We start from the raw sequence: 24639 nt of genomic DNA, 5'->3' as shown, positions 1-24639 counted from the left end.
TGATCCGATGGGGGTCATGCCGCGCCCTCGGCCTGGCGCTCGGCAAGGAGCGCGTCGTAATCGCCGGCGAAGGCGATGCGTCCGGCCTCCAGGCGATAGAGGCGGTCGCAGGCGCTGAGCGTCGTGACGCGGTGCGCGATGGCGAGGATGGTGATGTCGCGGCCGAGCCGCTCGATGGAGCGCATGATCGCCGCCTCCGTGGCATCGTCGAGGGCGCTCGTCGCCTCGTCGAGGATGAGGAGCGTGGGGCGCCTGTAGAGCGCGCGGGCGATGCCGATGCGCTGGCGTTGCCCGCCCGACAGGCGCACGCCGCGCTCGCCGACGCGGGTCGCGTAGCCGTCCGGCAGCGAGCTCACGAAGCCGTGCACCTCGGCCTCGCGCGCCGCCGCCTCCACCCGGGCGAGGTCGAGGGGGCCGCCGCGTGCGCCGAAGGCGATGTTCGCCGCCACCGTGTCGTCGGCGAGGTAGATCGACTGCGGCACATGGGCGATGCACGCCTGCCAGCGCGTGCGGCTCGCCCCGTCGAGGGCGACGCCGTCGACGAGGATCGTCCCTGCGTCCGGCTCGAGGAGGCCCATGAGGACGTCCACCAGGGTGCTCTTGCCGGCGCCCGAGCGCCCGACGAAGCCGATGCGCGCACCCTGGGGGATGCGAAGGTCGATGCGGTCGAGCGCCGGTCGCGCCGCGCCGCGGTAGGTGAACGTGACGGCGCGGCACACCAGCGCCTCGTCGAACGGCAGCGGCGCCGCGTCGGCCTCCCCGGCCGGCTCCTCGGGCGTGTCCATCATGGCCAGCACGTCGACGAGGAGGCCCGAGTAGGTGGAGAACGCGCTGCGGGCCTGGTAGACGTCCTGGAACAGCGGCATGAGCCGGCGGAACCCGTAGGCCATGGCGCCCGCCACAGGCAGCGCGGTCGCCGCCTGCCCACCCTCCAGGCTGATGACGACCGCCGCGACGACGATCACCGCGATCCCGACGCTCTCCACGAGGCGCCGCGGCGCCTCGGCGATGACCGCGGCCTCGATCTGCGCCCCGCGGAACTCACCGTCCGTCCTGCGGAAGTCGTCGATGAAGCGGGCCTGCGAGCGGTCGATCTTGATGTCGCGGATGCCGCCGAGCCCCTCCTGCACCGCCTTGATCCGCGCCCCGTACGTCCGCGACAGGACCCTCGACGCGCGCATGAGGCGGGGCCGTGTCAGCAGCATGAGGCCGCCGTAGGTCGGCACCAGGAAGACGATGGCGCAGGCCGCCACCACCGGCTCGATGACGAGGAGCACGACGAGGATGCCCGTCGCCACCGCCATCGCGGTGATCGCCTGCAGCGCGGGCAGGATGACGCCGATCACCACCGCGTGGATCTTGTCGACGCTCGCCAGCACCTCGCTGGTGTTCCGCTCGATGAAGCGTGCGTAGGGCTGGTTCAGCGTGCGCGCGTAGATCTCGACGCTCACCTCGTGGCCGATGCGGTACGTCAGCACCTTGGTCGCGATGGACAGCGCGAGCTGGAACAGCGCGGTGACGACGACCGCCACCGCGAGCACCGCGCCGGCGACGACGACGAGCGACCCGGGATCGCTGCCGGCAAGGTCGGCGAGGACGTCGGTCACGGGGTTCGCCGGCAACTTGTCGAGGCCGACGAGGAGGGCGAGGAACGGGACGATGGCCGCGATGGTGACGACCTCGGCGAGCGCGCCGGCAACCACCAGGACGGACAGCGCGGCGAGCTGGCGCCGGCGCGTCGGCCGCAGGCGTCGATAAAGCTCGGCGAGCGCGGCGACGATCGGCCCGAAGGTCAGCGCCGGCGTCCGGTCGGGCGGCGTCCCGCTGCGTTCGGCGGTGCGCTCGCGCTCGGCCGAACGCGCGCGTTGTGCCTCGCCGCCGACGGGTCGCTGGGCCCCGTCGCCGCACAGGTCCTCGCGTACCATCGTCACGCGCGCCTCCCCCTGCAGCGTCCGCGGCGCCAGCCTCGGCGCGCTCGCAGGCCCATCCCTTGCCCCATCCCGACCAATGCCGCCAGCCTGGCTGGGTTGCAGCATGTGCGCGGTGGCTGGCTTGGGGCGGACCATCGGCTCCTCGGTTGCGGCGCAGCGCGCGAGCGGCTATATGCGGCGCTTCTTTCGAAAGGGTCGCCCGGCCACACCCGGCAAGCGCCATGGCGCGATCTCGGCCGAGCGCACGGTCGATGTCCGGGAAGGGCATGCCGCGGCGGCCGCACGTACGGAGCGCAAATGCCCAAGATGAAGACGAAGTCCGGCGCGAAGAAGCGCTTCAAGGTGACCGCGACCGGCAAGGTGAAGACCGCGCAGGCCGGCAAGCGGCACGGCATGATCAAGCGCACGCCGAAGTTCATCCGCAACGCGCGCGGGACGACGACGCTGTCCGATCCCGACGCGCGGATCGTCAAGTCCTTCCTGCCCTACGCCCGAGGCTGACCCATGGCTCACGTGAAGCGCGGCGTCACCGCCCACGCCAAGCACAAGAAGGTGCTCAAGCAGGCCAAGGGGTACTACGGCCGGCGCAAGAACACGATCCGCGTCGCCAAGCAGGCGGTGGAGCGGGCGAACCAGTACGCCTACCGCGACCGCAAGGTGAAGAAGCGCAACTTCCGCGCCCTGTGGATCCAGCGGATCAACGCCGCGGTCCGCCCCCTGGGGCTCACCTACGCGCGGCTGGTGGACGGGCTCAACAAGGCCGGCATCGAGGTGGACCGCAAGGTGCTGGCCGACCTTGCCATGAACGAGCCGACGGCGTTCGCGGCGATCGTGGAGCAGGCGCGCGGAGCGCTGCCCGCCGACCTTTCGGGCCGGCCCGCGAGCTGACCCGATGACCTGTCAGCGGCCCGACCGCGGAGGGCGGGCCGCTGAGTGGTCGGTGCGAAGGCTCAAGCCGCGGTGGCCGACACCGCGCGCGTTCGCGGCTGCCAGGCGGTGCGGAACACGTGGTCCCACACCGTCGTCGTGACCCCGAAGTTCACCGTCTCGTCGCGGTGGTGATGGATCGCATGATGCCGCTTCAGCCGCGCCGCCCAAGCGTTCCTCATGGGCAGGTGGTGGCAGGCGACGTGGACCACCTCATAGGCCTGGTAGCCGACGAGGATGCCGGCGTTGAGCGCCAGCGCCACCGCGAGCGGCAGCCCGCACGCCCACAGCGCCGCGGTGTAGGCGAGCGTCAGGCCGAGCGTGATGCGCAGCTGCAGCATGATGTTGATGCGCTCGGCGAGCGGCGCGTCGTGGTGCGAGCGATGGCTCGGGAAGCAGCGCCGCACTAGGCGCAGCGCCGGACGCTCGGGCTCCCAGTGCAGCACGAAGCGGTGCAGCAAGTACTCCAGGAACGTCCAGTAGAGCACCCCCGCCACGACGACCGCGGCAACCATCCCCGGCGCACCCGCCAGCAGCACGGCGACGGCGACGTAGGCGACGGCGAGCGCCGTCGACACGCCGACGATCTCGGCGAGCCCCGACATGCCCAGCATCGACCACGGCGTCACGGTGCGCACGTCCGGCGTCGTCGTCGCACTGGCCTCGCGCATCGTCCGCCTCCCAGCCTCATGCATCCTTCGCGCGCTACACCATCGGACGGGGACCGCCAAGCGCGCCGTCGTGGGACGCACCGGTGGTTGTCGCCGAACGGCAACGCTCCACGGCGATCGAGGTCGGTGCGGCAACGCGCGGTCGCGGTCGGCCTTCCGATTGGCGCCTGGCTTGCTAAAGTCCGGTAAACGTTGGGACCGCTCATGGACGCACCCGCTGCTCCCCTCCCCGAAGACCTTGCGGCGATCGAGCGCGAGACCCTCGCTGCCATCGACGCCGCGGCGGACGAGGCGGCGCTCGAGGCGGTGCGCGTCGCAGCGCTCGGCAAGCGGGGCGCCGTGTCGGAACGCATGAAGACGCTCGGCGCTATGAGCGCGGACGAGCGGCGCGTGATGGGCCCGGCGCTGAACGGCCTCAAGGCACGCGTCGCGGACGCCGTCGGTGCACGGCGCGAGGCCCTCGTCGCCGAGGCGTTGCAGCGTCGGCTGGCCGAGGAGCGCGTCGACGTCACGCTGGAGACCGAGCCTGCGCCCATCGTGTCGGGACGCATCCATCCAATCAGCCAGGTGTGGGACGAGCTGACGGCGATCTTCGCCGACCTCGGCTTCGCCATCGCCGAGGGACCGGACATCGAGACCGACGACCTCAACTTCACCAAGCTGAACTTCCCCGAGGGCCATCCCGCCCGGGACATGCACGACACGTTCTTCCTGCCCGAGCGGGCGGACGGGACGCGCCGGCTCCTGCGCACGCACACCTCGCCGGTGCAGGTCCGCACGATGCTGGCGCAGCGGCCGCCCATCCGGATCATCGCGCCCGGCCGCACCTACCGCTGCGATTCGGACCAGACGCACACGCCGATGTTCCACCAGGTCGAGGGCCTCGTCGTCGACGAGACCAGCCACGTCGGCCACCTCAAGTGGGTGCTGACCGAGTTCTGCCGTGCCTTCTTCGAGGTGGAGGACGCCGCCATGCGCTTCCGGCCCTCCTACTTCCCGTTCACCGAGCCGTCCTACGAGGTGGACATCCGCTGCCGCCGCTCTTCCGCCGGCATCGAGCTCGGCGCCGGCGACGACTGGCTCGAGATCCTCGGCTCGGGCATGGTCCACCCCAACGTGCTGGCCAACTGCGGGCTCGACCCCGACGTCCACCAGGGGTTCGCCTGGGGCATGGGCATCGACCGCCTCGCGATGCTGAAGTACGGCATGCCGGACCTCCGCGACCTCTTCGAGGCGGACGTGCGCTGGCTTACGCACTACGGCTTCGCGCCGCTCGACCGTCCGTCGCTCGCCGGTGGCCTGTCCCGATGAGGCTCGGGCGAGGACTGTCCCGTCTCGTTGCGTCCTTCGGGCTGCTCGCACTCGCGAGCTGCGTCGCGGCGCCGCCGACGGAGGTATCCGTCTCCACCTACGAGGTCTCCGGGGACTCGTTGAACTCACTGCAGCGCTCGGCGAGTGCGCACGGGCCGCCCATCCCCGGCTCGCCGGCGCGCGCGTTCGCGGCGGTCGAGTACAACTACCTGCACTCCTTCGAGCCGGTCGAGGAGGCCGGACGCTGCCGGTACAACAGCACCGGGCGCGTCGGGCTACGGGCCGAGGTCATCTTGCCGGAGTGGCGCCAGAGGGACCGCAACCGCGCGTCCCCTGACCTGCAGCGCAAGTGGGACGTCCTGGCACGCTACGCCTCGATCCACGAGGCCGGCCACATCCGCATCAGCCAGAAGTACGCGCGGTTGTTGGAGGGCGTGTTCCGCCGATCCACGGCGCCCACCTGCCAGAAGCTCGACGCGGAGGCCTCGCGCGACTTCGCCGGCCTGTTTCAGCGGCTGCGCGAGGAGCAGGAGCTGTTCGACGCCACCGACGAGCCCCGCTTCCGCCGATACCTGCGCCGCAATGGCTACACGCTCGGCCCGGCGTGACCCCGGCCTGAGCGTTGCAGGACGGCAACCGCGGCGAGGGTGGCGTGCGGGGTCCGGCCGTGGTTGAAGGAGGCGCGTCGCCGTCGTCGGCCGGCGCAGATCCGAAGCGCACCGGTCGACCATGAAGTTCACCCCGTCCTGGCTCAGGGATCACCTCGACACCAAGGCCTCCCTCGAGGCGATCGTCGAGCGGCTCACCGCGATCGGCCTCGAGGTCGAGGGGGTCGAGGACCGCGCGGCCGCGCTCGCGCCGTTCGTCATCGCCCGTGTCCTGACCGCCGAGCCGCACCCCAACGCGGACCGGCTGCGCGTCCTCAAGGTGGACCTCGGCGCGGGCGACGGCATCCAGGTCGTGTGCGGGGCGCCGAACGCCCGGGCCGGGCTCGTCGGCGTGTTCGCGCCGCCCGGCACACACATCCCGGGCACCGCGGTCGACCTCGCCGTCGGCACGATCCGCGGGGTCGAGTCCCACGGCATGATGCTTTCCGAACGCGAGATGGGGCTGTCGGACGAGCACGAGGGCATCGTCGACCTCGCCCCCGATGCGCCGGTGGGCACGCCGTACGCCGCATGGGCCGAGCTCGGCGATCCCGTCATCGACGTCGCCGTCACCCCCAACCGGCCGGACTGCCTCGGCGTGCGCGGGATCGCCCGGGACCTCGCCGCCGCCGGCCTCGGCAGCCTGCGCCCCCTCGACGGGACGCCCGTGGACGCACGCGGACCCGAGGCGCCACGGGTCGTCATCGACGCGCCGGACCTGTGCCCCGCCTTCGCGCTGCGCCTCGTCGAGGGCGTCGCGAACGGCCCCTCTCCGGACTGGCTGCAACGCCGGCTGATCGCCATCGGCCTGCGTCCGATCAATCGCCTGGTGGACGTCACCAACTACGTCACCTACGACACCGCCCGGCCGCTGCACGTGTTCGACGCCGACCGCGTGTCGGGCGACCTCACCGTGCGGCGTGCCGTGGACGGCGAGACGGTGGAGGCGCTCGACGGCCGCACCTACGCGCTCGACGGCGGCGCGTGCGTGATCGCCGACGCGACCGGCGTGGAGTCCATCGCCGGCATCATGGGCGGCGAGGCGTCGGGCTGCACCGAGGCGACCAGCCGCGTCCTCGTCGAGGCCGCGCTGTGGGACCCGGGCAACATCGCGCGCACGGGTCGCGCGCTGTCGATCAACTCCGACGCCCGCCACCGCTTCGAGCGCGGCGTCGACCCCGCCGACACGCTGGCGGGCCTGGAGCGTGCGACGTCGATGATCCTCGAGCTGTGCGGCGGCACCGCGGGCCCCATCCGCCTCGCTGGGGAGATCCCCGACGGGTCGCGGACCATCGCGCTCCCGCCGACGGAGGTCGCCCGCCTGTCCGGCGTCGGCGTGCCATCCGAGAGGCAGGCGGAGATCCTCGAGCAGCTCGGCTTCACCGTCGACACCTCCGCCTCGCCCTGGCGCGTCGCGACGCCGTCCTGGCGGCCGGACGTGGAGGGCAAGGCGGACCTCGTCGAGGAGGTCGTGCGCATCGTCGGCATCGACGACGTGGCCCCGGCGCCCCTGCCCCGAGCCACAGCGGTGGCGCCGAAGGTGCTGACGTCGCGGCAGCAGCGCGTCGCCACGGCGCGGCGCGCGCTCGCCGCGCAGGGCATGGTGGAGGCGGTGACGTGGTCCTTCGTCGGCCACCAGGACGCCGTGCGCTTCGGCGGCGGCGACCCGTCGCTCCGGCTCGCCAACCCGATCGCCGAGGCGCTGTCCGACATGCGGCCTAGCCTGCTGCCCGGCCTCGTGCGCGCGGTGACGCGCAACGTGAACCGCGGCTTCGGCGACCTCGCGCTGTTCGAGGTGGGGCAGGTGTTCGCCGGCGACGAGCCGTCCGACCAGACGACGCAGGCCGCCGGCGTGCGCCAGGGGCGGCGCCGGCTCTCCGCGAGGGCACGGCACTGGTCCCACGACGGACGCGCCGTCGACGCCTTCGACGCGAAGGCCGACCTCCTCGCCGCGCTCGCGGCGATCGGCGGTCCGGCCGACCGCGCCGAGGTCACCCGCGACGCGCCGGCGCACTACCATCCCGGCCGCTCCGGCACGCTGCGGCTCGGCTCGAACGTCCTCGGCCACTTCGGCGAGCTCCACCCTGGGCTGCTCGCGGAGATGGACGCCCCCGAGCGGGTCGTCGCGTTCGAGCTGACCCTCGAGGCGGTACCCGAGGCGCGGCGCAAGGCCACCAAGAAGCCGGCGCTCGACGCCTCCGACCTGATGCCGGTGCGGCGCGACTTCGCCTTCGTCGTCACCGAGGAGACGGACGCCAAGGCGATCACCCGGGCCGCCCGTAGCGCACGCCGCGACGTCGTCGCCGACGTGACGGTGTTCGACGTCTACCGCGGCGCCGGGGTGCCGGACGGTCACAAGTCCGTCGCCGTGGAGGCGACGCTGCAGCCCACCCAGCGCACGCTTACCGAGCGCGACATCGACGCCGTGTCCGAGGCGATCGTCTCGGCGGTGGCGAAGGCCACCGGCGCGCGATTGCGCGCCTGACCTCCTCCAGCGCTCCGGCGGTGCGCGATGCCGCCTCGCTTGCGCTGCGCGGCCGCGCCGCTAACTACCCGGGAAACGTCAAAGGCGGACAATGGCCTCCATCATCGAGCTCTTCCTCACGATCATCGGCCTCTACAAGTGGATCGTGATCGCCTCCGCCATCTTCTCCTGGCTCTACGCCTTCAACGTGGTCAACCCGCGCAACCAGGTGATCGACGTCATCGGCCGCACCCTCTACCGCCTGACGGAGCCGGCGCTGCGCCCGATCCGCCGCGTCCTGCCCGACCTTGGCGGGCTCGACCTGTCGCCGCTGGTGCTTCTCCTCGGCCTGTTCTTCCTGGAGCGGCTGATCGTCAACAACTACGCCGTGTTGGTCAGCTGACCGGCTGACACCTGGCGGACGCTCGGCAGAAACGTTTACGCCGGTGGGCGCGTCGGCGGTAACGCCGATTTCGCCCGAAGGAACCTACCGCATACGCTGATGACCGGGCGGAGCGCCATCTTCACGAAGGTTTAACGGCGAGCACCCAGCCAGCGCGCACGTTCCGTGCTCGTATCCTAAGCAGACTTTTACTTCAGATGTTTTGCTCAGGACCTCGCCATGACCCGACGTCGTCGGTCCGCGCGCCTCGCGTCCGCGCTCGTACTTGCCATTTGGCCCGTCACCGCGTCCAGCGATCCGACCGCAGCCTGCAACGCCGACGACCCACGTTGCGGCCTGCCAAAGATGATCTACAGACAGATCGTCAAGCACTGCGAGCAACGGGCCGACGGCGCCCGATGCATGCAGCGCGAGCTCGCAACTTCGAGTCGCTACGCCACCTCGCGGCCACCACCTCGAAGCCCGACGAGGTCAACGCGCACCTCTCCCATTGTCAAGCCGCGGGACGGACCAGCCCCGTGAGCTGCGCTGGTGCGTGTCAGCCGCACTCGCCGTTCCCGTGCTCTGGGCCGGAGAATGATCTGCAGGCTCAGGCGCGCTGCAGAAGCATGACCGCAAAGGCGTCCTCCGCGTCCGTCCACGTGCGCAAGGGTGCAAGCCCGGCGCCGCGGGCGAAGCCGGCGAAGCTTTCCGCGGTGTACTTGCGGCTGTCCTCGGTGTGGATCGTCTCGCCGCCCCGGATGGCGAACGACCGCCCGGCGACGACGACCATCGTGTCCTCCTGGGCGACGAGCTCCATGACGATGGAGGAACTCGGCGCGTCGAACGAGGCGCGGTAGGCCCAGCGGGACAGGTCGAACGTCGCTCCGAGCTCGCGGTTCATGCGCTGCAGCACGTTCTTGGCGAACGCCGCGGAGATGCCGACCGGGTCGTCGTAGGCGGCGAGGAGCGCGTCGGGGTCCTTCAGAAGGTCGAACCCGACGAGGAGGCGATCCGCGCCCGCGCTGTCGAGGATGCTTCTGAGGAAGGCGCGACCGTCCGCCTCGCTCATGTTGCCGATCGTCGACCCGGGAAAGAACACCACCGGGCCGTCCACCCGCGGCATGGTGAAGGGTCGGAAGAAGTCCGCTTCCACAGGCGTCACCACGAGCTGCGGGTACGCCTTGCCGACGGCGGCCGCCACGCGCTCGAGCTGCTCGGCCGCGATGTCGATGGGGACGTAGCCGCGCGCCCGGGCCCCGAGCGCCGACAGAAGCGTGCGGACCTTCAGCGCCTCGCCGCTGCCAGGCTCAACGATGGTGACGCCCTCGCCGAGGGCATCGGCGATCTCGGCCGCAGCCTCGTCGAGGAGGGCGAGCTCGGTGCGCGTCGGATAGTAATGGTCGCTCTGGCTGACCGCCTCGAACAGCTTGGCGCCGACGGCGTCGTAGAGCCAGCGCGGCTCGACGCTCTTCTGCGGCTGCGCGAGGGTCATGAGCACGGAGCGCGCGAACGCCTCGTGCCGCGAGCCCTGGAGGCCCGTGGGAAGATCCATCAAGCGTCCTCGGCGAGCCTCAGCCCGGCGAACATCCACCGCGTCCCAGGGTAGAAGAAGTTGCGGTACGTCACCCGAGCGTGGTCGCGCGCGGTGCCGAACGAGGCCCCGCGCAGGACGTACTGGTTCACCATGAACTTGCCGTTGTACTCGCCGAGCGCCCCCGGCACCGCTGCGTAGCTCGGGTAGGGCCCGTAGGCCGAGCGCGTCCACTGCCAGACCTCGCCCATCATCTGCCGCAGCCCAGCACGTTCGTTGGTCGGCCGGGGTCGCAGGTAGCCCTCGTCTAGGTGGTGCCCGTCGTCGAGGGCGTCGGCGGAGGCGACCTCCCACTCCTCCTCGGACGGCAGGCGCTTGCCGGCCCAGCGCGCGAACGCCTCCGCCTCGTAGAACGAGACGTGGCAGACCGGCGCGTCGCGGTCGACGAGCTGCGGGCCTCGCAGCGAGAAGGTCCACCAAGCGTCGTCCTGCCAGCGCCAGTACATCGGCGCCGTCCATCCCTCGCGCATGCGCGTCTGCCAGCCGTCCGACAGCCACAGCGTTTCGGTCGCGTAGCCGCCGTCGTCGATGAACTCAGCCCACTCACCGGCGGTGGTGAGCCGCCCGGCGATGCGGAACGGGTGGACGAGCACCTCGTGCCGCGGCCCCTCGTTGTCGAAGTGGAAGCCGCCTTCGCTGCCGATCGCCCTGATGCCGCCGTCGTAGGAGTGCCAGTCCGTCTCGCCGCCTTTGGGCCCGATGGCGATGGGCACCGGTGGCAGGTAGGCGGGCTCGAGCGGGTTCAGCGAGAAGGCGTGAAGGATGTCGTAGAGCAGGAGCTCCTGGTGCTGCATCTCATGATGGCAGCCGAGCTCGACGCGCCGCAGGATCTCGTCGCGATGCGCCCCCGGCGCCTCGAGCAGCGCGGCCACGCGTCCCTCCACCTCGGCCCTGTAGGCCATCACCTCGTCCGCCGACGGGCGTGTCAGGAGCCCACGCATGGGGCGCGCGTGCCGCGAGCCGGCCTGGACGTAGTACGAGTTGAAGCAGTGCGGGAAGCGCTCGTCGTAGAGCCGGAAGCGCGGCTCGAACTCTGCGAGCACGAACGTCTCGAAGAACCATGTCGTATGGGCGAGGTGCCACTTCGCCGGCGAGGCGTCCGGCATCGACTGGACGACCATGTCCTCGGGGGACAGGCGCGAGGCAAGGACGGACGAGCGGGCCCGCGTGCGTGCGAACAGGGCGGCGACACCCTTCGGCGCCGGTGCGGTCTTCGGTTCAACCATGTCGATCTGCCCCACTCCTGTCGCAGCGCCGCAATCGTCGCGCGCGGCAGCCGCTGGGTCACGCCTCAGTTGAGCGCACGGGCCTCGTCCGGGATCATGATGGGGATCCCGTCGCGGATCGGGTAGGCGAGCTTCGCCTTGTCCGAGATCAGCTCGTTCGCCGCCGCGTCGTAGCGCAGCGACGACTTGGTGACCGGGCACACGAGGAGCTCGAGCAGCTTGGGGTCGACCTTCCGCTCTTCGGGCATCGTTCAGTCCTCCAGCGTTTGCCGCCGCCTAGTTGAGCCGCGGCTCGTCGCCGGACTGCCGCGCCACCTCCATCTCGGTGATGGCGACAAGGGTCGCCGCGCGCGAGGCAAGGTCGGGCGCCTCGAGCAGCGCCTGCTTTTCCGCCGGGCCGTAGGGACTCATCATGGCGAGCGTGTTGACGAGCGCCTCGTTGGAGGCGGAGCGTACGCTCTTCCAGTCCGCCTCGAGGTCGTTGGCATCGAGGTAGCTCTGGAACGCTCGGATCAGCGCGTCACGGTCCACCGCCCCGTCGCTCCGCGAGCTCGCGAGGTCGCCGGCGAAGGGCTGCGCGTCGATGCGGCAACGACGGTAGGGGGTGCCGGACCGCAGCTCCTCGAGGATGCGGAAGCGGCAGACGCCGCCGAGCTGGATGAGGTAACGCCCGTCGCCGGACTCCTGGTAGGACACGACCCGCCCGAGCGCGCCGACGGCGCACAGCTCCGGCACCTCATCGTCGGCCTCGCCATCGCCATCGAAGCGCGGCTGCACCATGCCGATGACGCGCTCGCCCGCCATCACGTCGTCGATCATCGTGACGTAGCGCGGCTCGAAGATGTTGAGCGGAAGGTGCGCCCGCGGCAAGAGCAGCGCGCCGGAGAGCGGGAACACCGGCACGACGGACGGGACGTCCGCGACGGTCTCGTAGGTGACGTTCCCGATGCGCATACTCATCCTCCAAGTCGCAGGTGGTCAGGCGAACAGGATGGAAGCCATCTTGCGCCGACCGGCGACGGTGGCCGGGTCCTTCGGGCCCCAGGCGTCGAAGAAGCCCATGAGCTCCGCCTGCGCGGCGCCGTCGTTCCATGCCCGGTCGCGCCGCAGGATCTCAACGAGCGCAGCCACCGCGCCCTCGCGGTCCCCGGCCCCCGCGAGGGCCACCGCGAGGTCGAAGCGCGCCTGGTGGTCGTCCGGGTCCGCCTCAACACGGGACCTCAGCTCGCCCGGGCCCCCGACCGCGCCCGCCTTCTCGGCGAGCCGCACCGCCGCCTCGAGGCCCTCAATGGGGGCCTCGCGCCGCATGGTGTCGGGGATCTGAGCCAGGATGTCCTTGGCGGCGTCGAGGTTGCCGGCCGACAGCGAGACCATGCCGAGCCCGGCGATCGCCGCGGAGCTCTCCGGATCGCGCTGGAGGGCGTCGCTGTAAAGCATCAAAGCCCGGTCGAACTCGCCGGACTGATGCGCCGCCTCGGCCTCGGCGAGGAGGTCGTCGACGCCGTCCGTGGCAGGCCCCGCGACGCGCTCGAGGAACGTGCGCATCTGCGCCTCCGTCTGTACCCCGACGAAGCCGTCCATGGGCTGCCCCTGACGGAACGCGATGACCGCAGGGATCGAGCGGATGCCGAGCTGTCCGGCGATCTCGGGATGCTCGTCGATGTTCATCTTGACGAGCCGCGCGGCGCCCTGGAAGGCGCGCACCACCTTCTCGAGCACGGGGGCGAGCTGCTTGCACGGCCCGCACCACGGCGCCCAGAAGTCGACGAGGACGGCCACCTCGCGCGAGGGCTCGAGGACGTCCTGCACGAAGGTCTGGGTGGTGGTCTCGACGACGTCGCCTGCTGCCGCGTCGCGCTGCGGTGGCGCGCTCGGCGTCGAACTGATCGCCCGTCCGCTCGGACCCAGAAGGGTGCTCATGCCGTCCTGCCTTCGCTCTTCGTACGCTGGTGGAACATGGGGGCTCCTGCCGACAAGACAATCGTCTGTGCCTCGGGGGCCGCAGCGTTGCCGCGAACCGCAGGCAGGGTCCGATGATCCACTAACGAGGCGGCGGCTCGGGCAGCGCGACGATGCTCGGGGGATGACCGCTGTCGGTCAGGATCGCAAACAGCGCCGCCCTCGGCAGGGTCGTCGTTGCCGTGTTGACAAGCGGGTGCACGTTGATCGCTTCGGCCTCGGCGAGCGCCGGATCGAAGATGCACAAGACGCGGCGCTCGTCGTCGTTGAGGAGCGCGAGCGGCGTGACCGAGCCCGGCGTCACGCCGAGGAGCTCGGCCATCGCCTCGGCCGACGCGAAGCTGACGCGACCTCTGGCACCGATGGCGGCGTGGAGGCGCCTGAGGTCGATCGCCGCGCCCTCGGGCGCGGTGACGAGGTAGTGCGCACCCCCCTTGTCCTTCAGGAACAGGTTCTTCGTGTGGAGCCCGGCAATGGCCCCGCGCAGCGCCGCCGCCTCCTCGACGGTGTGGGCTGGCGCGTGGCTGACGACCGGCGGGTCGATGCCGAGGGCGGCGTAGGCGCGCGCCAGCCGATCGAAGCCGCGCGGCGCACGCGCTGCTGCGGCCTCCTCGCTCACCGCACCGGCCTGGCGGGCCCTCACTGCAAGGCGATGAGGACCAAAAGGGCCGCCGCGAAGGCGAGGATGCCCCAGAACCAGGGCCCTCCCCAGACGCGCTTGCCGGCGGCGACCTCGAGGTCGGCCCCGGCGCGGTCCTCAGGGCGCGGCGCGCCGACAGTCGCCGTGTGGGCCGCCTCGTCCACCTCGCTCGCCGCCGCGCTCGGCTCCACGCGCCCCGTCGCAGCGGCGACCGGCGTGCCCTCGCCGACGGGGTCGAGGCCCATGGGCTCCTCGCCCGCCGGCGCCGGGCCGGACAGCTTGTCCGACAGCGTCTGGAAGAACTCAGCCGCGTACTTCTTCGCCGTGGTGTCCACGAGGCGCGAGCCGAGCTGGGCGAGCTTGCCGCCGACCTTCACGTCGGTGTTGTAGGTCAGGATCGTGTCCGTCCCGTCCTCGGCGAGGAACACCTCGGCCTGTCCCTTGGCGAACCCCGCGACGCCGCCCTTCCCCTCGCCCCTCAGCGTGTAACGCTCAGGGGCCACGGGATCGACGATCTCCACCTCGGCCTCGAAGGTCGCCTTGACGGGTCCCACCTTGGCCTGGACGGTCGCCTCGAGTTCGTGATCGCTCTTCTTCTCCAGCCGCTGGCAGCCCTTGATGCAGTCCTTCAGGATCTCCGGGTCGTGCAACGCCTCCCAGACCACGCTGCGCGGGGCGGGGATGCGATGTTCGCCTGACATTTGCATGAAGAACACTCCGAGGCTGGCGCCGGCACTGCCGCCGCGCGGGACCCTTGGCAGCGCAGCGACGGCGTGCCCGGGCGGCGGGACATTGCCGGTTCCGGGCGCGGCCGACAACAGCCTTCGACGGCCGCGGCGTTGAACCTCTCCGTCCTCGTCGCCGAGCCCTCGGACGGCTACCGCCTCCTCGACACCGGCGACGGTCGCAAGCTCGAGGACTTCGGCGGCGTGCGCCTGGTACGACCCGAGCCGCAGGCGATGTGGCGTCCGTCCGACCCCGCGGCATGGGAGGCCGCAGACGCACGCTTCGAGGGGGACGAGGAGGACGGCGCCGGCCGCTGGAGCGACCCCGGCCGCACCTTCACCGTCCCCGTCGGCCCAGCCCGCATGGTCTGCCGGCTCGGCAACAACCACCATCCCGGCCTCTTCCCCGAGCAGCGGCCGCACTGGGAGCGGGCGTGCGACCTCCTTGGCGCGACGGACGGGGCGGAGGTGCTCAACCTCTTCGGCTACACCGGTGCGGCCTCGTTGATCCTCGCCGCGGCCGGCGCACGCGTCACCCACGTCGACGCCTCCAAGAAGGCGATCGCGTGGGGGCGCGAGAACCAGGCCGCGTCGGGGCTCGACGACGCGCCGATCCGCTGGATCTGCGACGACGCGCAGAAGTTCGCCGCCCGCGAGGTGCGCCGCGAGCGGCGCTACCACGGCATCCTCCTCGACCCGCCGAAGTTCGGCCGCGGACCCAAGAACGAGGTCTGGAACCTCTTCACCGACCTCCCCGCGCTGATGGCCGACGTCGCGCGCCTCCTTGCGTCGGACGGCCGCTTCGTCATCCTGACCGCCTACGCGATCCGCGCCTCGGCCCTCGCGGTGGGCCGCCTCGCGCAGGAGGCGCTCGCCGCCCATGGCGGCAAGGTCGAGGCCGGCGAGCTCGCGTTGCGCGAGGCTTCCGGGCGCCTTCTCCCCACCTCCATGTACGCCCTATGGCAGCCGTGAGGGCGGGCAGCGTCAAGCGCGTCACCTCCACGGCGAACCCCGTCGTCAAGGCGGTGCGGGCGCTGCACCAGCGCAAGGCGCGAGCCGAGAGCGGGCTGTTCCTCGCCGAGGGGCACAAGCTGGTGCTCGACGCCCTCGCCGCCGGCTGGCCGCCGACGATGATCGTGGCGCTGGAGCCCGGCGACGGCCCGGTGGCCGACCTCGCCGCGCGGGTCCGGGCGGCCGGCGCCGACGTCGTGTTCGCGAACGCCATGGTGATGGAGAAGCTCGCCCGCCGCGACAACCCGCAGACCGTGCTGGGCGTCTTCGAGCAGCGCGTGGTGCTGCCCTCGGCGCTCAGGCCCGGTACCATCGTCGTCCTCGAGGAGCCGCGTGACCCGGGCAACGTTGGGACCATCGTGCGCACCGCCGATGCGATCGGCGCGGCGGGCGTCGTCCTCGTCGGCGCGTCCGCCGACCCGTTCGGCGTCGAGGCGGTGCGGGCCACCATGGGCTCGATCTTCCACGTCCCCCTCGCGCGGACGGACGCAGCAGGCTTCGAGGCGTACGCCGCCCGGTTCGACGGCGCCGTCGTGGGCACCCACCTTGCCGCGTCGCTCGACGTGCGAGACCTCGAACCGCGAGAGCCCCAGCTCCTCGTCATGGGCACCGAGCAGTCCGGGCTCAGCGACCGCCTCGCCGCCGCGTGCACGAGCTTGGTGCGCATCCCCATGGCCGGCCGCGCCGACAGCTACAACCTCGCCGTGGCCACCGCGCTGGCACTTTACGAGCTGCGCAGGCCGCTCCTCGCCGGAGCGAAGGCGTAGACGTCGCCGGAGTTCGCCTCGTCGGGCAGGTCGGCCAGCGCCCGAGCGATCCGGCCCGCACCGACCTCCGCCGAGAAGCGCATGGTGTGGCTCTCGCCAAGCGACAGGTTGTAGCGGCGATGGCCGAGCGCCTCGGCCCTCGCGAGCGCGGCGGAAGCGACGTCGCGCTGCAGCGTTGTGAACTCGAAGGACAGCGCCGGGACCGGCGTGGAGAGGCCCTCGAGCACGGCGTCCTCCATCCCCTCGACGTCCACCTTGAGGAAGCGCGGCTTGCCGTGCTCGGCAATCAGCGCATCGAGCGTCGTGACCGGGACCGTGACGACCTCGTCCCACACCTCGCGGCGCCAAGCCGCCTGCCGTGGCGCGGCTGCCACCAGCGCCTTGGACGCCGTCGACACCGTCGGGTTGCGCGTGTTGACGTTGAGCGGCAGCGTGCCGGGCCGCGCGCCGACCGCCGCCTCGACCACCGTCACACGGGGCTGGCGGCGGAAGGCGAGGCGCAGGAAGCGCGCGAGCCGCGGCTGCGGCTCCACCGCCACGACGCGGGCTCCGAGCGCGGCCAGCACGCGCGTGCGGTCGCCGACGTGGGCGCCGACGTCGAACGCGAGGTCGCCCGGCCGCACCATCGGCCGCAGCATCTGGGCGAGGCCTCGAAGGTGCGCCCCGTCGCCGTGGTAGATCCACGCGCTGCGCAGGACGCCCGCCCAAGCTCGTGCCGACCTCACAGGATCACACCTTCGGGACGGCAGGCACGGCGCGCTGGCGGGTTGCCGCAGCGACCCCGACGCAGGCGAGCGCAAGCCCGGCGAGCTGGATCGCCGACAAGGTCTCGCGGAACATCAACCATGCCATCACCGCCGTCAATCCCGGGACGAGGTAGAGCAGCGAGGCAACGCGTGACACCGCCCCCTCGCGGATGAGGAACAGCATGAGGAGCACCGCGAGGATCGACAGCACCACGACGAACCAGGCGAGCGCGAACATGAGCTCGCCGGTCCACTGGACCTGCCTCGTCTCGAGCGCCCAGGCCGCGACCGCCGTCGGCACGAGCGCCCCACAGTACTGCAGCATCGTGCCGGCGCGTAGGTCGACCCCACCGACGAAGCGCTTCTGCCAAACCGAGCCGACGGAGATCGCCACCGCCGAGGTCGCCACCGGTACCAGCGTCCACGGCACGATGCCGCCGCCCGTGCCGAGCTTGGGCGCGACGACGAGCGCGACGCCGGCGAGTCCGAGGCCGAGGCCGGCGAACACCCGCGGCGTCGCGGGCTCGCCGAGCAGCGCGGCCGCGAGCAGCGTCGTCAAGATCGGCTGCAGGCTGACGACGAGGGCGGCGATCCCGGCGTTGAGCCCGGCGTCGACGGCGACGAACACGCCGCCGAGGTAGACGCCATGGATGAGGACACCCACCACGAGGGCGTGCCCCGCCGGACGCCACGCCGGCAGCGGAGCGCGCACGAGCAAGACGACGGCGGCAAGGATCGCGATGGCAAGGGCGTACCGCATCGACAGGAACGTGAAGGGCTCGGCGTAGGGCATCGCGTAGCGCGCGCCAACGAACCCCGTCGACCACAGGAGGACGAAGATCGCCGGCAAGAGGGGCAGCAGCCTCTCCACCGCCTCAGATCCGCGCCTCGACCGCATCCCAGAACATTGCGGCGACGTTGGGGCCACCGAGCTTCTCCACCGCCCGGATGCCCGTCGGCGAGGTGACGTTGATCTCGGTGAGCAGCCCGTCGATCACGTCGAGGCCGACGAACAGCAGGCCCATCTCGCGCATCCGAGGGCCCACGCGCTCGCAGATCTCGCGCTCGCGCGCCGACAGCTCGGTGGCGGTCGCCGCCCCGCCACGCACCATGTTGGAGCGGATCTCGCCCTTCTGGGGGACCCTGTTCACCGCCCCCGCGAACTCGCCGTCGATGAGGATGATGCGCTTGTCCCCTTCGGTGACGCGCGGCAGGAAGCGCTGCACCACGTAGGGCTCGCGGAACGCCGCCTCGAACATGTCGAGGAGCGAGCCGGTGTTGGGGTCGGAACGGCCGAGCTTGAAGACCGCGGCACCGCCGTTGCCGTAGAGCGGCTTGACGACCACCTCGCCGTGCTCGGCATGGAAGTCGGCGACCTCGTCGCGCCGACGCGTGATGAGCGTGTCCGGCATCAGGTCGGTGAACTCGAGCACGAACAGCTTCTCGGGCGCGTTGCGCACCCCCGCCGGGTCGTTGACCACCAGCGTGTCCGCGATCTCGAGGAGGTGGGTCGAGGTGACGTAGGCGAGGTCGAACGGGGGGTCCTGCCGCAGGAGGACGACATCGACCTCGTCGAGCGCGGTGCGCACCGGCGCGCCGAGGCTCGCGTGGTTGCCCGGCTCGTCGCGCACCTGGAGCGGCTCCAGCCGCGAGTAGACCGTGCCGGCGTGGAAGGTCAGCCGATCCGGCGTCGCGTGGAACAGCTCGTGGCCTCGCCGCGCCGCCTCCAGGAGCAGGGCGAAGGTCGAGTCGCCGGCGATGTTGATGCTCCCGATGGGGTCCATCTGGACCGCGACCTTCGCCATTGCCGACCTCCTGCGCCGGTCCCAACTGCGCCGGGTCGGACGGCTTTGGCAAGGCGCTCACGCCTTTAGGCCGAGTGCCCTGCGGTAGAGCTCGCGCCGGTTGAGGCCGGTCGCTTTGGAGACCTCGGCAGCTGCGGCGCTCGCGGGGAGCCGGGCGAGGGCCGCCACGAGGAGAGCGTCGACGTCCGTCTCCTCCACCGGCGCCGGTCCGGCGAGCGGCGCGACGAGGATCACCACCTCGCCGCGGGCCGGGTCGTCGGCGTAGCGCGCGGCGAGCTCGGCGAGGGAGCCGCGCACCACCGTCTCGAAGCGCTTGGTGAGCTCCCGCGCCACCGCCGCCTCGCGCTCCCCTCCGAGCGTCGCGGCGCAGTCGGCGAGCGCCTCGGCGAGGCGGTGCGGCGCCTCGAACAGGGCGAGCGTCGCCGGCACCGCCGCGAGCTCGGCGAGCCGCGAGCGCCGCGCCCCGGACTTGGCCGGCAGGAAGCCCGCGAACAGGAACGCGTCCGTCGGCAGCCCGGCCACCGACAGCGCGGCGACGGGCGCCGACGGCCCCGGCACGGCGTGGACCGCGATCCCGGCCTCGCGCGCCTCGCGCACCAGGCGGTAGCCCGGGTCGGACACGAGCGGTGTGCCGGCGTCGCTGACGAGCGCGATGGACCCGCCGGCCTCGAGCCGGGCGAGGATCCTTGGCCGCCGCGCCGCCGCCCCGTGCTCGTCGTAGCGCAGCATCGTCGCCTCGATGCCGTAGTGCGACAGGAGGCGCCAGGTGTGGCGCGTGTCCTCCGCCGCCACCGCGTCGACGCCGGCGAGCGTGCGCACCGCCCGCAGCGTGATGTCGCCGAGGTTGCCGATGGGCGTCGCGACGACGTGGAGCCCCGCCGCGGCGGGCTCCGCCGTCAGCGCGAGTCCGTCCACCGTGAAGCGTCGGTGCGGCACGTCCGCTCCCCGCTTGAACGCGGACGCATCAATGGTAGAGGATGCGCCCGTGCACAAGGTGATCGCCAAGGTTCTACAGCGCAGCGCCCTCTTCGTGGGGCTGACGGCGCTCGCCGGCTGCTTCGGCTACGGCGACGGCGGAGCGCCCACGCCGGACGTGTTGGCCACGCAGGGCGAGGACCCGTCGGCGCAGAACCTGCGTGTCATCGGCGACGGTTCGGTCACCGTGGCGATGCTCTTGCCCCTCAGCGCTGGAGGCAGCGCATCGCAGCTCGCCCAGTCCTTCCAGAACGCGGCCGAGCTCGCGATGAACGAGGTCGCCACCGACAACATCCGCGTCGTCGTCCGCGACACCGCAGGGGAGACCGACGTCGCCCAAGTCGCGGCGGAGGCCGCCATCGCGGAGGGGGCGCAGCTCATCCTCGGCCCCGTGTTCGCGCCGGCGGTCTCCGGCGTCGTGGGGCCGGCGCGTGCCGCCGGGGTGCCGGTGGTGGCGTTCTCCACCGACTCCAGCGTCGCCGGACGCGGCACGTACCTCCTGTCCTTCCTGCCCAAGCAGGACGCCACGCGCATCGTCGGCTTCGCGGCCGAGCGCGGCGTTACGACGTTCGCCGGCCTCGTGCCGGACAACGGCTACGGCCTCGTCATGGAGGCTGCGCTGCGCGAGGCGGTGGCCTCGGCCGGGGGCCGCGTCGTCGCGCTGGAGCGCTACGCCCCCGACGACGTGGCGTCGGCGGCGCAGGCGCTCGCCGGGCGCGGCGCAGCCGCCGCGGTGTTCGTGCCGAACGGCGGCGACGACCCGGCGGAGGCCGCGCGTGCGCTCGCCGCGGCAGGCATCGAGGCGCGCCTTCTGGGCAGCGGTCAATGGGACAACCGCGCCGTCGTCGCCGAGCCCGAACTCGTCGGCGCCTGGTATCCAGGCGCTGCGGGCAGCGGCTTCGATGGGTTCGCCGAGCGCTATCGCACGGCCTACCAGGCGCCGCCGCCGCGCACGGCCTCGCTGGTCTACGACGCGACGCTGCTCGCCAACGGCCTCGTCGGCGCGCGCGGCGCCGGAGCCTTCCGACCGGCATCGCTCCAGACGAGCGACGGCTTCCTCGGCGTCGACGGCATCTTCCGCCTGACGCGGGACGGCCTCTCCGAGCGTGGCCTCGCCGTCTACGAGGTGGGCGCGGACGGCGCATCGACCGTCGTGTCCGAGGCGCCGTCGAAGTTCCCTCCCTCGTTCTGACGGCTGGGGATGGCGCGCGTCCTCCTCGTCATCGCCGGGGGGATCGCGGCCTACAAGGTCCTCGACCTCGTCCGTCGCCTGCGCGAGCGCGGCCATGAGACCCCGGCGATCCTCACCGAGGCGGGCGCGCGCTTCGTCACCCCCCTGTCGGTCGGCGCGCTGTCCAACGCGCCGGTGCTCACCGACCTCTTCGACCTCGACCGCGAACGCGAGATCGGCCACATCCGCCTCGCCCGCACCGCCGACCTCGTCCTTGTCGCCCCGGCGAGCGCCGACATCCTGGCGCGCATGGCCGCTGGACGCGCGGACGAGCTCGCGACCGCGGCGCTGCTTGCGACCGGGGCGCCGGTGCTCGTCGCGCCCGCGATGAACCCGTTCATGTGGGCGCACCCAGCGACCGCGCGCAACGTCGCCCGTCTCGAGGAGGACGGCGTCGCCTTCGTCGGACCCGAGGCCGGCGAGATGGCCGAGCGCAACGAGGCCGGCGTCGGCCGACTGGCCTCGAGCGAGGCGATCCTCGCGGCGATCGAGGCGCTGCTCGCCCCAGCGCGGCCCCTTGCCGGACGTCACGTGATCGTGACGAGCGGGCCGACGCACGAGCCCATCGACCCGGTGCGCTACATCGCCAACCGCTCGTCCGGCCGCCAGGGCCACGCCATCGCCGGCGCGCTCGCCGCGGCCGGGGCGCGCGTCACCCTGGTGACAGGGCCGGTGACGATCGCCCCGCCCAAGGGCGTCGACGTTCGCAAGGTGGAGACGGCGCGCGAGATGCTCGCCGCGGTGGAGGCCGCGCTGCCCGCCGACGCGGCGGTGATGGCCGCCGCCGTGGCCGACTTCCGCGTGGAAGCCGCTGCGCAAAAGATGAAGAAGGCGGACGGCCCGCCGACGCTGACCTTGACCGAGAACCCGGACATCCTCGCCACGGTGTGCCGAGCGACGAACCGCCCCCGCCTCGTCGTCGGCTTCGCGGCGGAGACGCAGAACGTCGTCGCCTACGCGCGCGACAAGCTGGTGCGCAAGGGCTGCGACTGGATCGTCGCCAACGACGTGTCTGAGGGCGTGTTCGGCACCGACCAGAACGCGGTGCACCTCGTCACCGCCCGCGGCGTCGAGGCATGGCCAAGGCTCAGCAAGGCGGAGGTCGCGGCGCGCCTCGTCGAGCGCATCGCGGCCACGCTCGGCTCGGACTGAAGCAGCACGTCGGTGGGATGCCGTGGGGCCGCGCCGATGGTAGTGCTGGGGGCATGGACGTCCCCTACCGCCTGCTGCCCCACGGCGAGGGCCTGACGCCGGCCTATGCCAGCGGGGGCGCGGCGGGACTCGACCTCCTGGCGGCGATCGCGGAGCCCGTGACCCTTGCGCCCTGGTCGCGCACCGTGGTGCCGACGGGCCTCGCGCTCGCCCTGCCGGACGGACTGGAGGCGCAGGTCCGGCCGCGCTCGGGGCTCGCGGCACGACATGGTGTCACCGTGCTGAACACGCCGGGCACCATCGACGCGGACTATCGCGGCGAGGTGAGCGTGATCCTCGTCAACCTGTCGCCGGAGGCGTTCACCGTGCGTCGTGGCGACCGGGTCGCCCAGCTCGTCGTGGCTCCTGTGACCCGCGTGCGGCTCGTTGCGACCGACGCGCTCGATGCGACGCCGCGCGGCGCCGGCGGCTTCGGCTCGACCGGACGGTGACGTTCTCGCCGGAGGAGGTCGAGCGCTACGCCCGCCACCTCGTGCTCGCCGACGTCGGCGGCGCGGGGCAACAGCGGCTAAGGCGTGCCCGCGTGCTGGTGGTCGGCGCGGGCGGGCTCGGCTCGCCCGTCATCGCCTACCTCGCGGCGGCCGGCGTCGGCACGATCCGGGTGGCCGACGACGACACCGTCGCGCTGTCCAACCTGCAGCGACAGGTCCTCCACGGCACGCCCGACCTCGGGCGCGCCAAGGTGGAGAGCGCCGCCGACGCGGTGACGCGGCTCAACCCAGACGTCGTCGTCGAGCCACGCGCCGTTCGCCTCACCGAGGCCAACGCCGCGGGACTCATCGCTGGGTCCGACGTCGTGGCGGACGGCTCGGACAACGCCGCGACGCGCCTCGCCGTGGCCGACGCTGCGGAGCGGGCGCGCGTTCCCCTCGTGTCGGCCGCCGTCTCCATGTTCTCCGGCCACGTGACGACGCTGACGCCCCACGAAGCGCGTCCGGACGGCACGCGCTGGCCGGCGCTGACCGATCTCTTCCCGACCCAAGGCGCCGCGGAGGACGAATGCGCCGTCCTCGGCATCCTCGGCGTGGTCACGGGCGTGATCGGCACCCTTCAGGCGAACGAGGTCCTCAAGCTCCTCCTCGGCATCGGGGAACCGCTGCGCGGGCGCCTCCTCATGTTCGATGCCCGGGACGCGCGCTTCGAGGAGATCGCCTACGGCCCGCCGACGTAGGCTGGAGCACCGCTGGCAACCTCGGCGAGGAGGTCGGTGCGCAGGGCGTAGAGCCGCTGCGGCGCAGCAAGGCCATCGAGGGCATGCGTGCCGCGGTCGGCGAACATCCTGGGGTTGGACGAGGCGATCGCATTCGTGACCAGCACCACCTCGCCGAGCGCCTTCGTCATGCGCTCGATGCGCGCCACCTTGTTCACCGCGGAGCCGATGACCGAGAACGTCAGCCGCTCGGGGATGCCGATGTTGCCGTAGACGACCGTGCCGATGTCGATGGCGATGCCCGCGACGTCGGCGAGCGTGCGCGGACCGCCGAGCGCCGCGGCGTGGGCGTCGCGGAAGTCCTCGAGCGCAGCGAGCGCGGCGACGGTCGCGGTCCGCCCCCGCGCGAAGCCGTCCTCGTTCATCGGGAAGATGGCGAGCACCGCGTCGCCGATGAAGTCGAGGACGTCGCCGCCGGCGTCCGCGACGGGGCCGGCGGTCGCCGCGAAGAACGCGTTGAGCAGCGCGATGTAGGGCTGTGCGCCCAGCGCCTCGCAAAGCTCGGTGGAGCGACGGAGGTCGGCGTACCAGATGACGGCGTCGATGAGCTCGCCGTCGCCGCGCACCATCGTCCCCTGCAGCACGCGCCGACCCGCCGAGCGAGCGAGGTAGGTGGAGACGAGCTGCTCGCCGGCGGCACGCAGCATCGCGGTGCGGGCAGCGAGCGCCAGCATGTACCGCAGGCGCAGAAGCGCCGCGACCTCGCCGTCGGCGAACCCCGGCGGAGCATCCGTGGCAAAGCTGACCATGAGGCCTGCGCCGGGCGCCTTGGCGACGAGGCCGTCGCGGCGCTCGCCGAAGCCGACCAGGCACAGCACGTAGTCGGTCAGCCCCGCCGCGGCGAGGTCCTCGAGCACGCCGAAGTCGTCGCGCTCGGCCGGCTCGCCGATGCGGCGTCGGAACACGTCGAGGTCGAGGTCGAGCGCGTGACGCAGCGGCGAGCGCAGGTAGGCTTCGTTTGCGCCGCCGACGCCGTGCCGGAACCGGTCCACGCTGATCCCATGGCCGAGCCGCCAGGCGGTCTGCTGGCTGTAGTAGATCGGGTCGAGCAGCCGCCAGGCGACGCTCACCCTCGCGACGGGAAGCCCACCGGCGCGTGCCCGCTCGCAGAACCCCGCCAGCATCACCTCGACCGGCATGTCCTCCAGCGCGCCGATGGCCAGGAACTCCTCGAGCTCGCCGATCAGCGCACCGTGGGCCATGGG

Annotated in this window: 26 protein-coding genes; 12 read left to right on the top strand and 14 right to left on the bottom strand. The window is 72.2% G+C overall.

From position 1 onward, the window contains the following. Positions 1-14: 14 nt before the first annotated feature. Positions 15-1925, bottom strand: coding sequence for an ABC transporter ATP-binding protein (locus tag ACOOE8_RS10440; protein WP_420394680.1), 1911 nt, complete (start codon positions 1923-1925; stop codon positions 15-17). A gap of 303 nt (positions 1926-2228) precedes the next feature. On the opposite strand from ACOOE8_RS10440, the gene rpmI reads away from it, so the two are divergent. Together rpmI and rplT are read left to right on the top strand one after the other, a co-directional pair. Further along, positions 2229-2432, top strand: coding sequence for a 50S ribosomal protein L35 (rpmI, locus tag ACOOE8_RS10435; protein WP_420391416.1), 204 nt, complete (start codon positions 2229-2231; stop codon positions 2430-2432). Positions 2433-2435: 3 nt separating this feature from the next. Continuing rightward, entirely contained in the window at positions 2436-2819 is a 384-nt protein-coding gene (rplT, locus tag ACOOE8_RS10430; RefSeq protein ID WP_420391415.1) for a 50S ribosomal protein L20, read from the top strand. A 62-nt stretch (positions 2820-2881) separates the two neighbouring features. On the opposite strand, the gene ACOOE8_RS10425 is transcribed toward rplT, so the two are convergent. Next, positions 2882-3529 carry a sterol desaturase family protein gene (locus tag ACOOE8_RS10425; RefSeq protein ID WP_420391414.1) on the bottom strand — a complete coding sequence of 216 codons (648 nt, stop codon included), beginning with the start codon at positions 3527-3529 and terminating at the stop codon, positions 2882-2884. Positions 3530-3733: 204 nt separating this feature from the next. On the opposite strand from ACOOE8_RS10425, the gene pheS reads away from it, so the two are divergent. From pheS to ACOOE8_RS10405, 4 genes are all read left to right on the top strand, one after another. After that, positions 3734-4840 carry a phenylalanine--tRNA ligase subunit alpha gene (gene pheS, locus ACOOE8_RS10420; RefSeq protein WP_420391413.1) on the top strand — a complete coding sequence of 369 codons (1107 nt, stop codon included), beginning with the start codon at positions 3734-3736 and terminating at the stop codon, positions 4838-4840. Continuing rightward, positions 4837-5448 (top strand): DUF922 domain-containing protein, encoded by a 612-nt coding sequence (locus tag ACOOE8_RS10415; protein WP_420391412.1) that lies wholly within the window; start codon positions 4837-4839, stop codon positions 5446-5448. Before pheS ends, ACOOE8_RS10415 begins: the two co-directional genes overlap by 4 nt. 121 nt (positions 5449-5569) lie before the next feature. Continuing rightward, a complete protein-coding gene (gene pheT, locus ACOOE8_RS10410) occupies positions 5570-7972 on the top strand; it encodes a phenylalanine--tRNA ligase subunit beta (protein WP_420391411.1) in 2403 nt (800 codons plus the stop codon). A 91-nt stretch (positions 7973-8063) separates the two neighbouring features. After that, entirely contained in the window at positions 8064-8354 is a 291-nt protein-coding gene (locus ACOOE8_RS10405) for a YggT family protein (protein WP_420391410.1), read from the top strand. A 589-nt stretch (positions 8355-8943) separates the two neighbouring features. Here the strand turns inward: ACOOE8_RS10405 and egtD are convergent. The 7 genes from egtD to ACOOE8_RS10370 all read right to left on the bottom strand — a co-directional run bounded on the left by egtD (position 8944) and on the right by ACOOE8_RS10370 (position 14459). Then, positions 8944-9888 carry an L-histidine N(alpha)-methyltransferase gene (gene egtD / locus ACOOE8_RS10400; protein ID WP_420391409.1) on the bottom strand — a complete coding sequence of 315 codons (945 nt, stop codon included), beginning with the start codon at positions 9886-9888 and terminating at the stop codon, positions 8944-8946. Beyond that, a complete protein-coding gene (egtB, locus tag ACOOE8_RS10395; protein WP_420391408.1) occupies positions 9888-11153 on the bottom strand; it encodes an ergothioneine biosynthesis protein EgtB in 1266 nt (421 codons plus the stop codon). The genes egtD and egtB overlap by 1 nt, the downstream gene beginning before the upstream one ends. Positions 11154-11218: 65 nt before the next feature. Next, the gene (locus ACOOE8_RS10390; RefSeq protein WP_420391407.1) at positions 11219-11401 is read right to left on the bottom strand and encodes a Trm112 family protein; all 183 of its coding nucleotides are present in this window, start codon (positions 11399-11401) and stop codon (positions 11219-11221) included. Positions 11402-11429: 28 nt separating this feature from the next. After that, entirely contained in the window at positions 11430-12107 is a 678-nt protein-coding gene (locus tag ACOOE8_RS10385; RefSeq protein WP_420391406.1) for an LON peptidase substrate-binding domain-containing protein, read from the bottom strand. A gap of 24 nt (positions 12108-12131) precedes the next feature. Further along, positions 12132-13073 (bottom strand): thioredoxin, encoded by a 942-nt coding sequence (gene trxA, locus ACOOE8_RS10380; RefSeq protein WP_420391405.1) that lies wholly within the window; start codon positions 13071-13073, stop codon positions 12132-12134. 121 nt (positions 13074-13194) lie between these two features. Then, a complete protein-coding gene (locus ACOOE8_RS10375) occupies positions 13195-13731 on the bottom strand; it encodes a prolyl-tRNA synthetase associated domain-containing protein (RefSeq protein ID WP_420391404.1) in 537 nt (178 codons plus the stop codon). Positions 13732-13751: 20 nt separating this feature from the next. Next, entirely contained in the window at positions 13752-14459 is a 708-nt protein-coding gene (locus tag ACOOE8_RS10370; RefSeq protein WP_420391403.1) for a CoxG family protein, read from the bottom strand. Positions 14460-14591: 132 nt separating this feature from the next. Between ACOOE8_RS10370 and ACOOE8_RS10365 the strand changes: the two genes are divergently transcribed. Both ACOOE8_RS10365 and ACOOE8_RS10360 read left to right on the top strand, forming a co-directional pair. Then, positions 14592-15449, top strand: a complete 858-nt coding sequence (locus ACOOE8_RS10365; protein ID WP_420391402.1) for a class I SAM-dependent methyltransferase — start codon at positions 14592-14594, stop codon at positions 15447-15449. Next, positions 15437-16255, top strand: a complete 819-nt coding sequence (locus ACOOE8_RS10360) for a TrmH family RNA methyltransferase (RefSeq protein WP_420391401.1) — start codon at positions 15437-15439, stop codon at positions 16253-16255. The genes ACOOE8_RS10365 and ACOOE8_RS10360 overlap by 13 nt, the downstream gene beginning before the upstream one ends. Here the strand turns inward: ACOOE8_RS10360 and ACOOE8_RS10355 are convergent. From ACOOE8_RS10355 to rsmI, 4 genes are read right to left on the bottom strand one after another with little or no spacing between them, the layout of a single operon-like run. Beyond that, entirely contained in the window at positions 16213-16980 is a 768-nt protein-coding gene (locus ACOOE8_RS10355; protein WP_420391400.1) for an FkbM family methyltransferase, read from the bottom strand. The genes ACOOE8_RS10360 and ACOOE8_RS10355 overlap by 43 nt on opposite strands. A gap of 4 nt (positions 16981-16984) precedes the next feature. Continuing rightward, a complete protein-coding gene (locus tag ACOOE8_RS10350; RefSeq protein WP_420391399.1) occupies positions 16985-17872 on the bottom strand; it encodes a DMT family transporter in 888 nt (295 codons plus the stop codon). Positions 17873-17876: 4 nt separating this feature from the next. Beyond that, on the bottom strand, positions 17877-18806 hold the full coding sequence (gshB, locus tag ACOOE8_RS10345; protein WP_420391398.1) for a glutathione synthase: 930 nt from the start codon (positions 18804-18806) through the stop codon (positions 17877-17879). A gap of 57 nt (positions 18807-18863) precedes the next feature. Continuing rightward, positions 18864-19742: a 16S rRNA (cytidine(1402)-2'-O)-methyltransferase gene (gene rsmI / locus ACOOE8_RS10340; RefSeq protein ID WP_420391397.1), complete on the bottom strand. Its 879-nt coding sequence runs from the start codon at positions 19740-19742 to the stop codon at positions 18864-18866. Positions 19743-19791: 49 nt separating this feature from the next. Between rsmI and ACOOE8_RS10335 the strand changes: the two genes are divergently transcribed. The 4 genes from ACOOE8_RS10335 to ACOOE8_RS10320 are packed head-to-tail and all read left to right on the top strand — an operon-like array spanning position 19792 to position 23395. Further along, positions 19792-20973 (top strand): penicillin-binding protein activator, encoded by a 1182-nt coding sequence (locus tag ACOOE8_RS10335; RefSeq protein ID WP_420391396.1) that lies wholly within the window; start codon positions 19792-19794, stop codon positions 20971-20973. A 9-nt stretch (positions 20974-20982) separates the two neighbouring features. After that, on the top strand, positions 20983-22164 hold the full coding sequence (coaBC, locus tag ACOOE8_RS10330; protein ID WP_420391395.1) for a bifunctional phosphopantothenoylcysteine decarboxylase/phosphopantothenate--cysteine ligase CoaBC: 1182 nt from the start codon (positions 20983-20985) through the stop codon (positions 22162-22164). Between the two features lie 53 nt (positions 22165-22217). Beyond that, positions 22218-22655, top strand: a complete 438-nt coding sequence (gene dut / locus ACOOE8_RS10325; RefSeq protein WP_420391394.1) for a dUTP diphosphatase — start codon at positions 22218-22220, stop codon at positions 22653-22655. Next, positions 22652-23395 (top strand): HesA/MoeB/ThiF family protein, encoded by a 744-nt coding sequence (locus tag ACOOE8_RS10320; protein WP_420391393.1) that lies wholly within the window; start codon positions 22652-22654, stop codon positions 23393-23395. Before dut ends, ACOOE8_RS10320 begins: the two co-directional genes overlap by 4 nt. Here ACOOE8_RS10320 and ACOOE8_RS10315 read toward each other — a convergent pair. Continuing rightward, entirely contained in the window at positions 23377-24636 is a 1260-nt protein-coding gene (locus tag ACOOE8_RS10315; RefSeq protein ID WP_420391392.1) for an adenylate/guanylate cyclase domain-containing protein, read from the bottom strand. The genes ACOOE8_RS10320 and ACOOE8_RS10315 overlap by 19 nt on opposite strands. Positions 24637-24639 lie beyond the last annotated feature (3 nt).

Origin of the sequence: Acuticoccus sp. (assembly GCF_965213555.1) — a bacterium.
Taxonomy (GTDB): domain Bacteria; phylum Pseudomonadota; class Alphaproteobacteria; order Rhizobiales; family Amorphaceae; genus Acuticoccus.
Note: the sequence above shows the minus strand (reverse complement) of the source record. Positions and strands in the feature narration are given on the sequence as shown.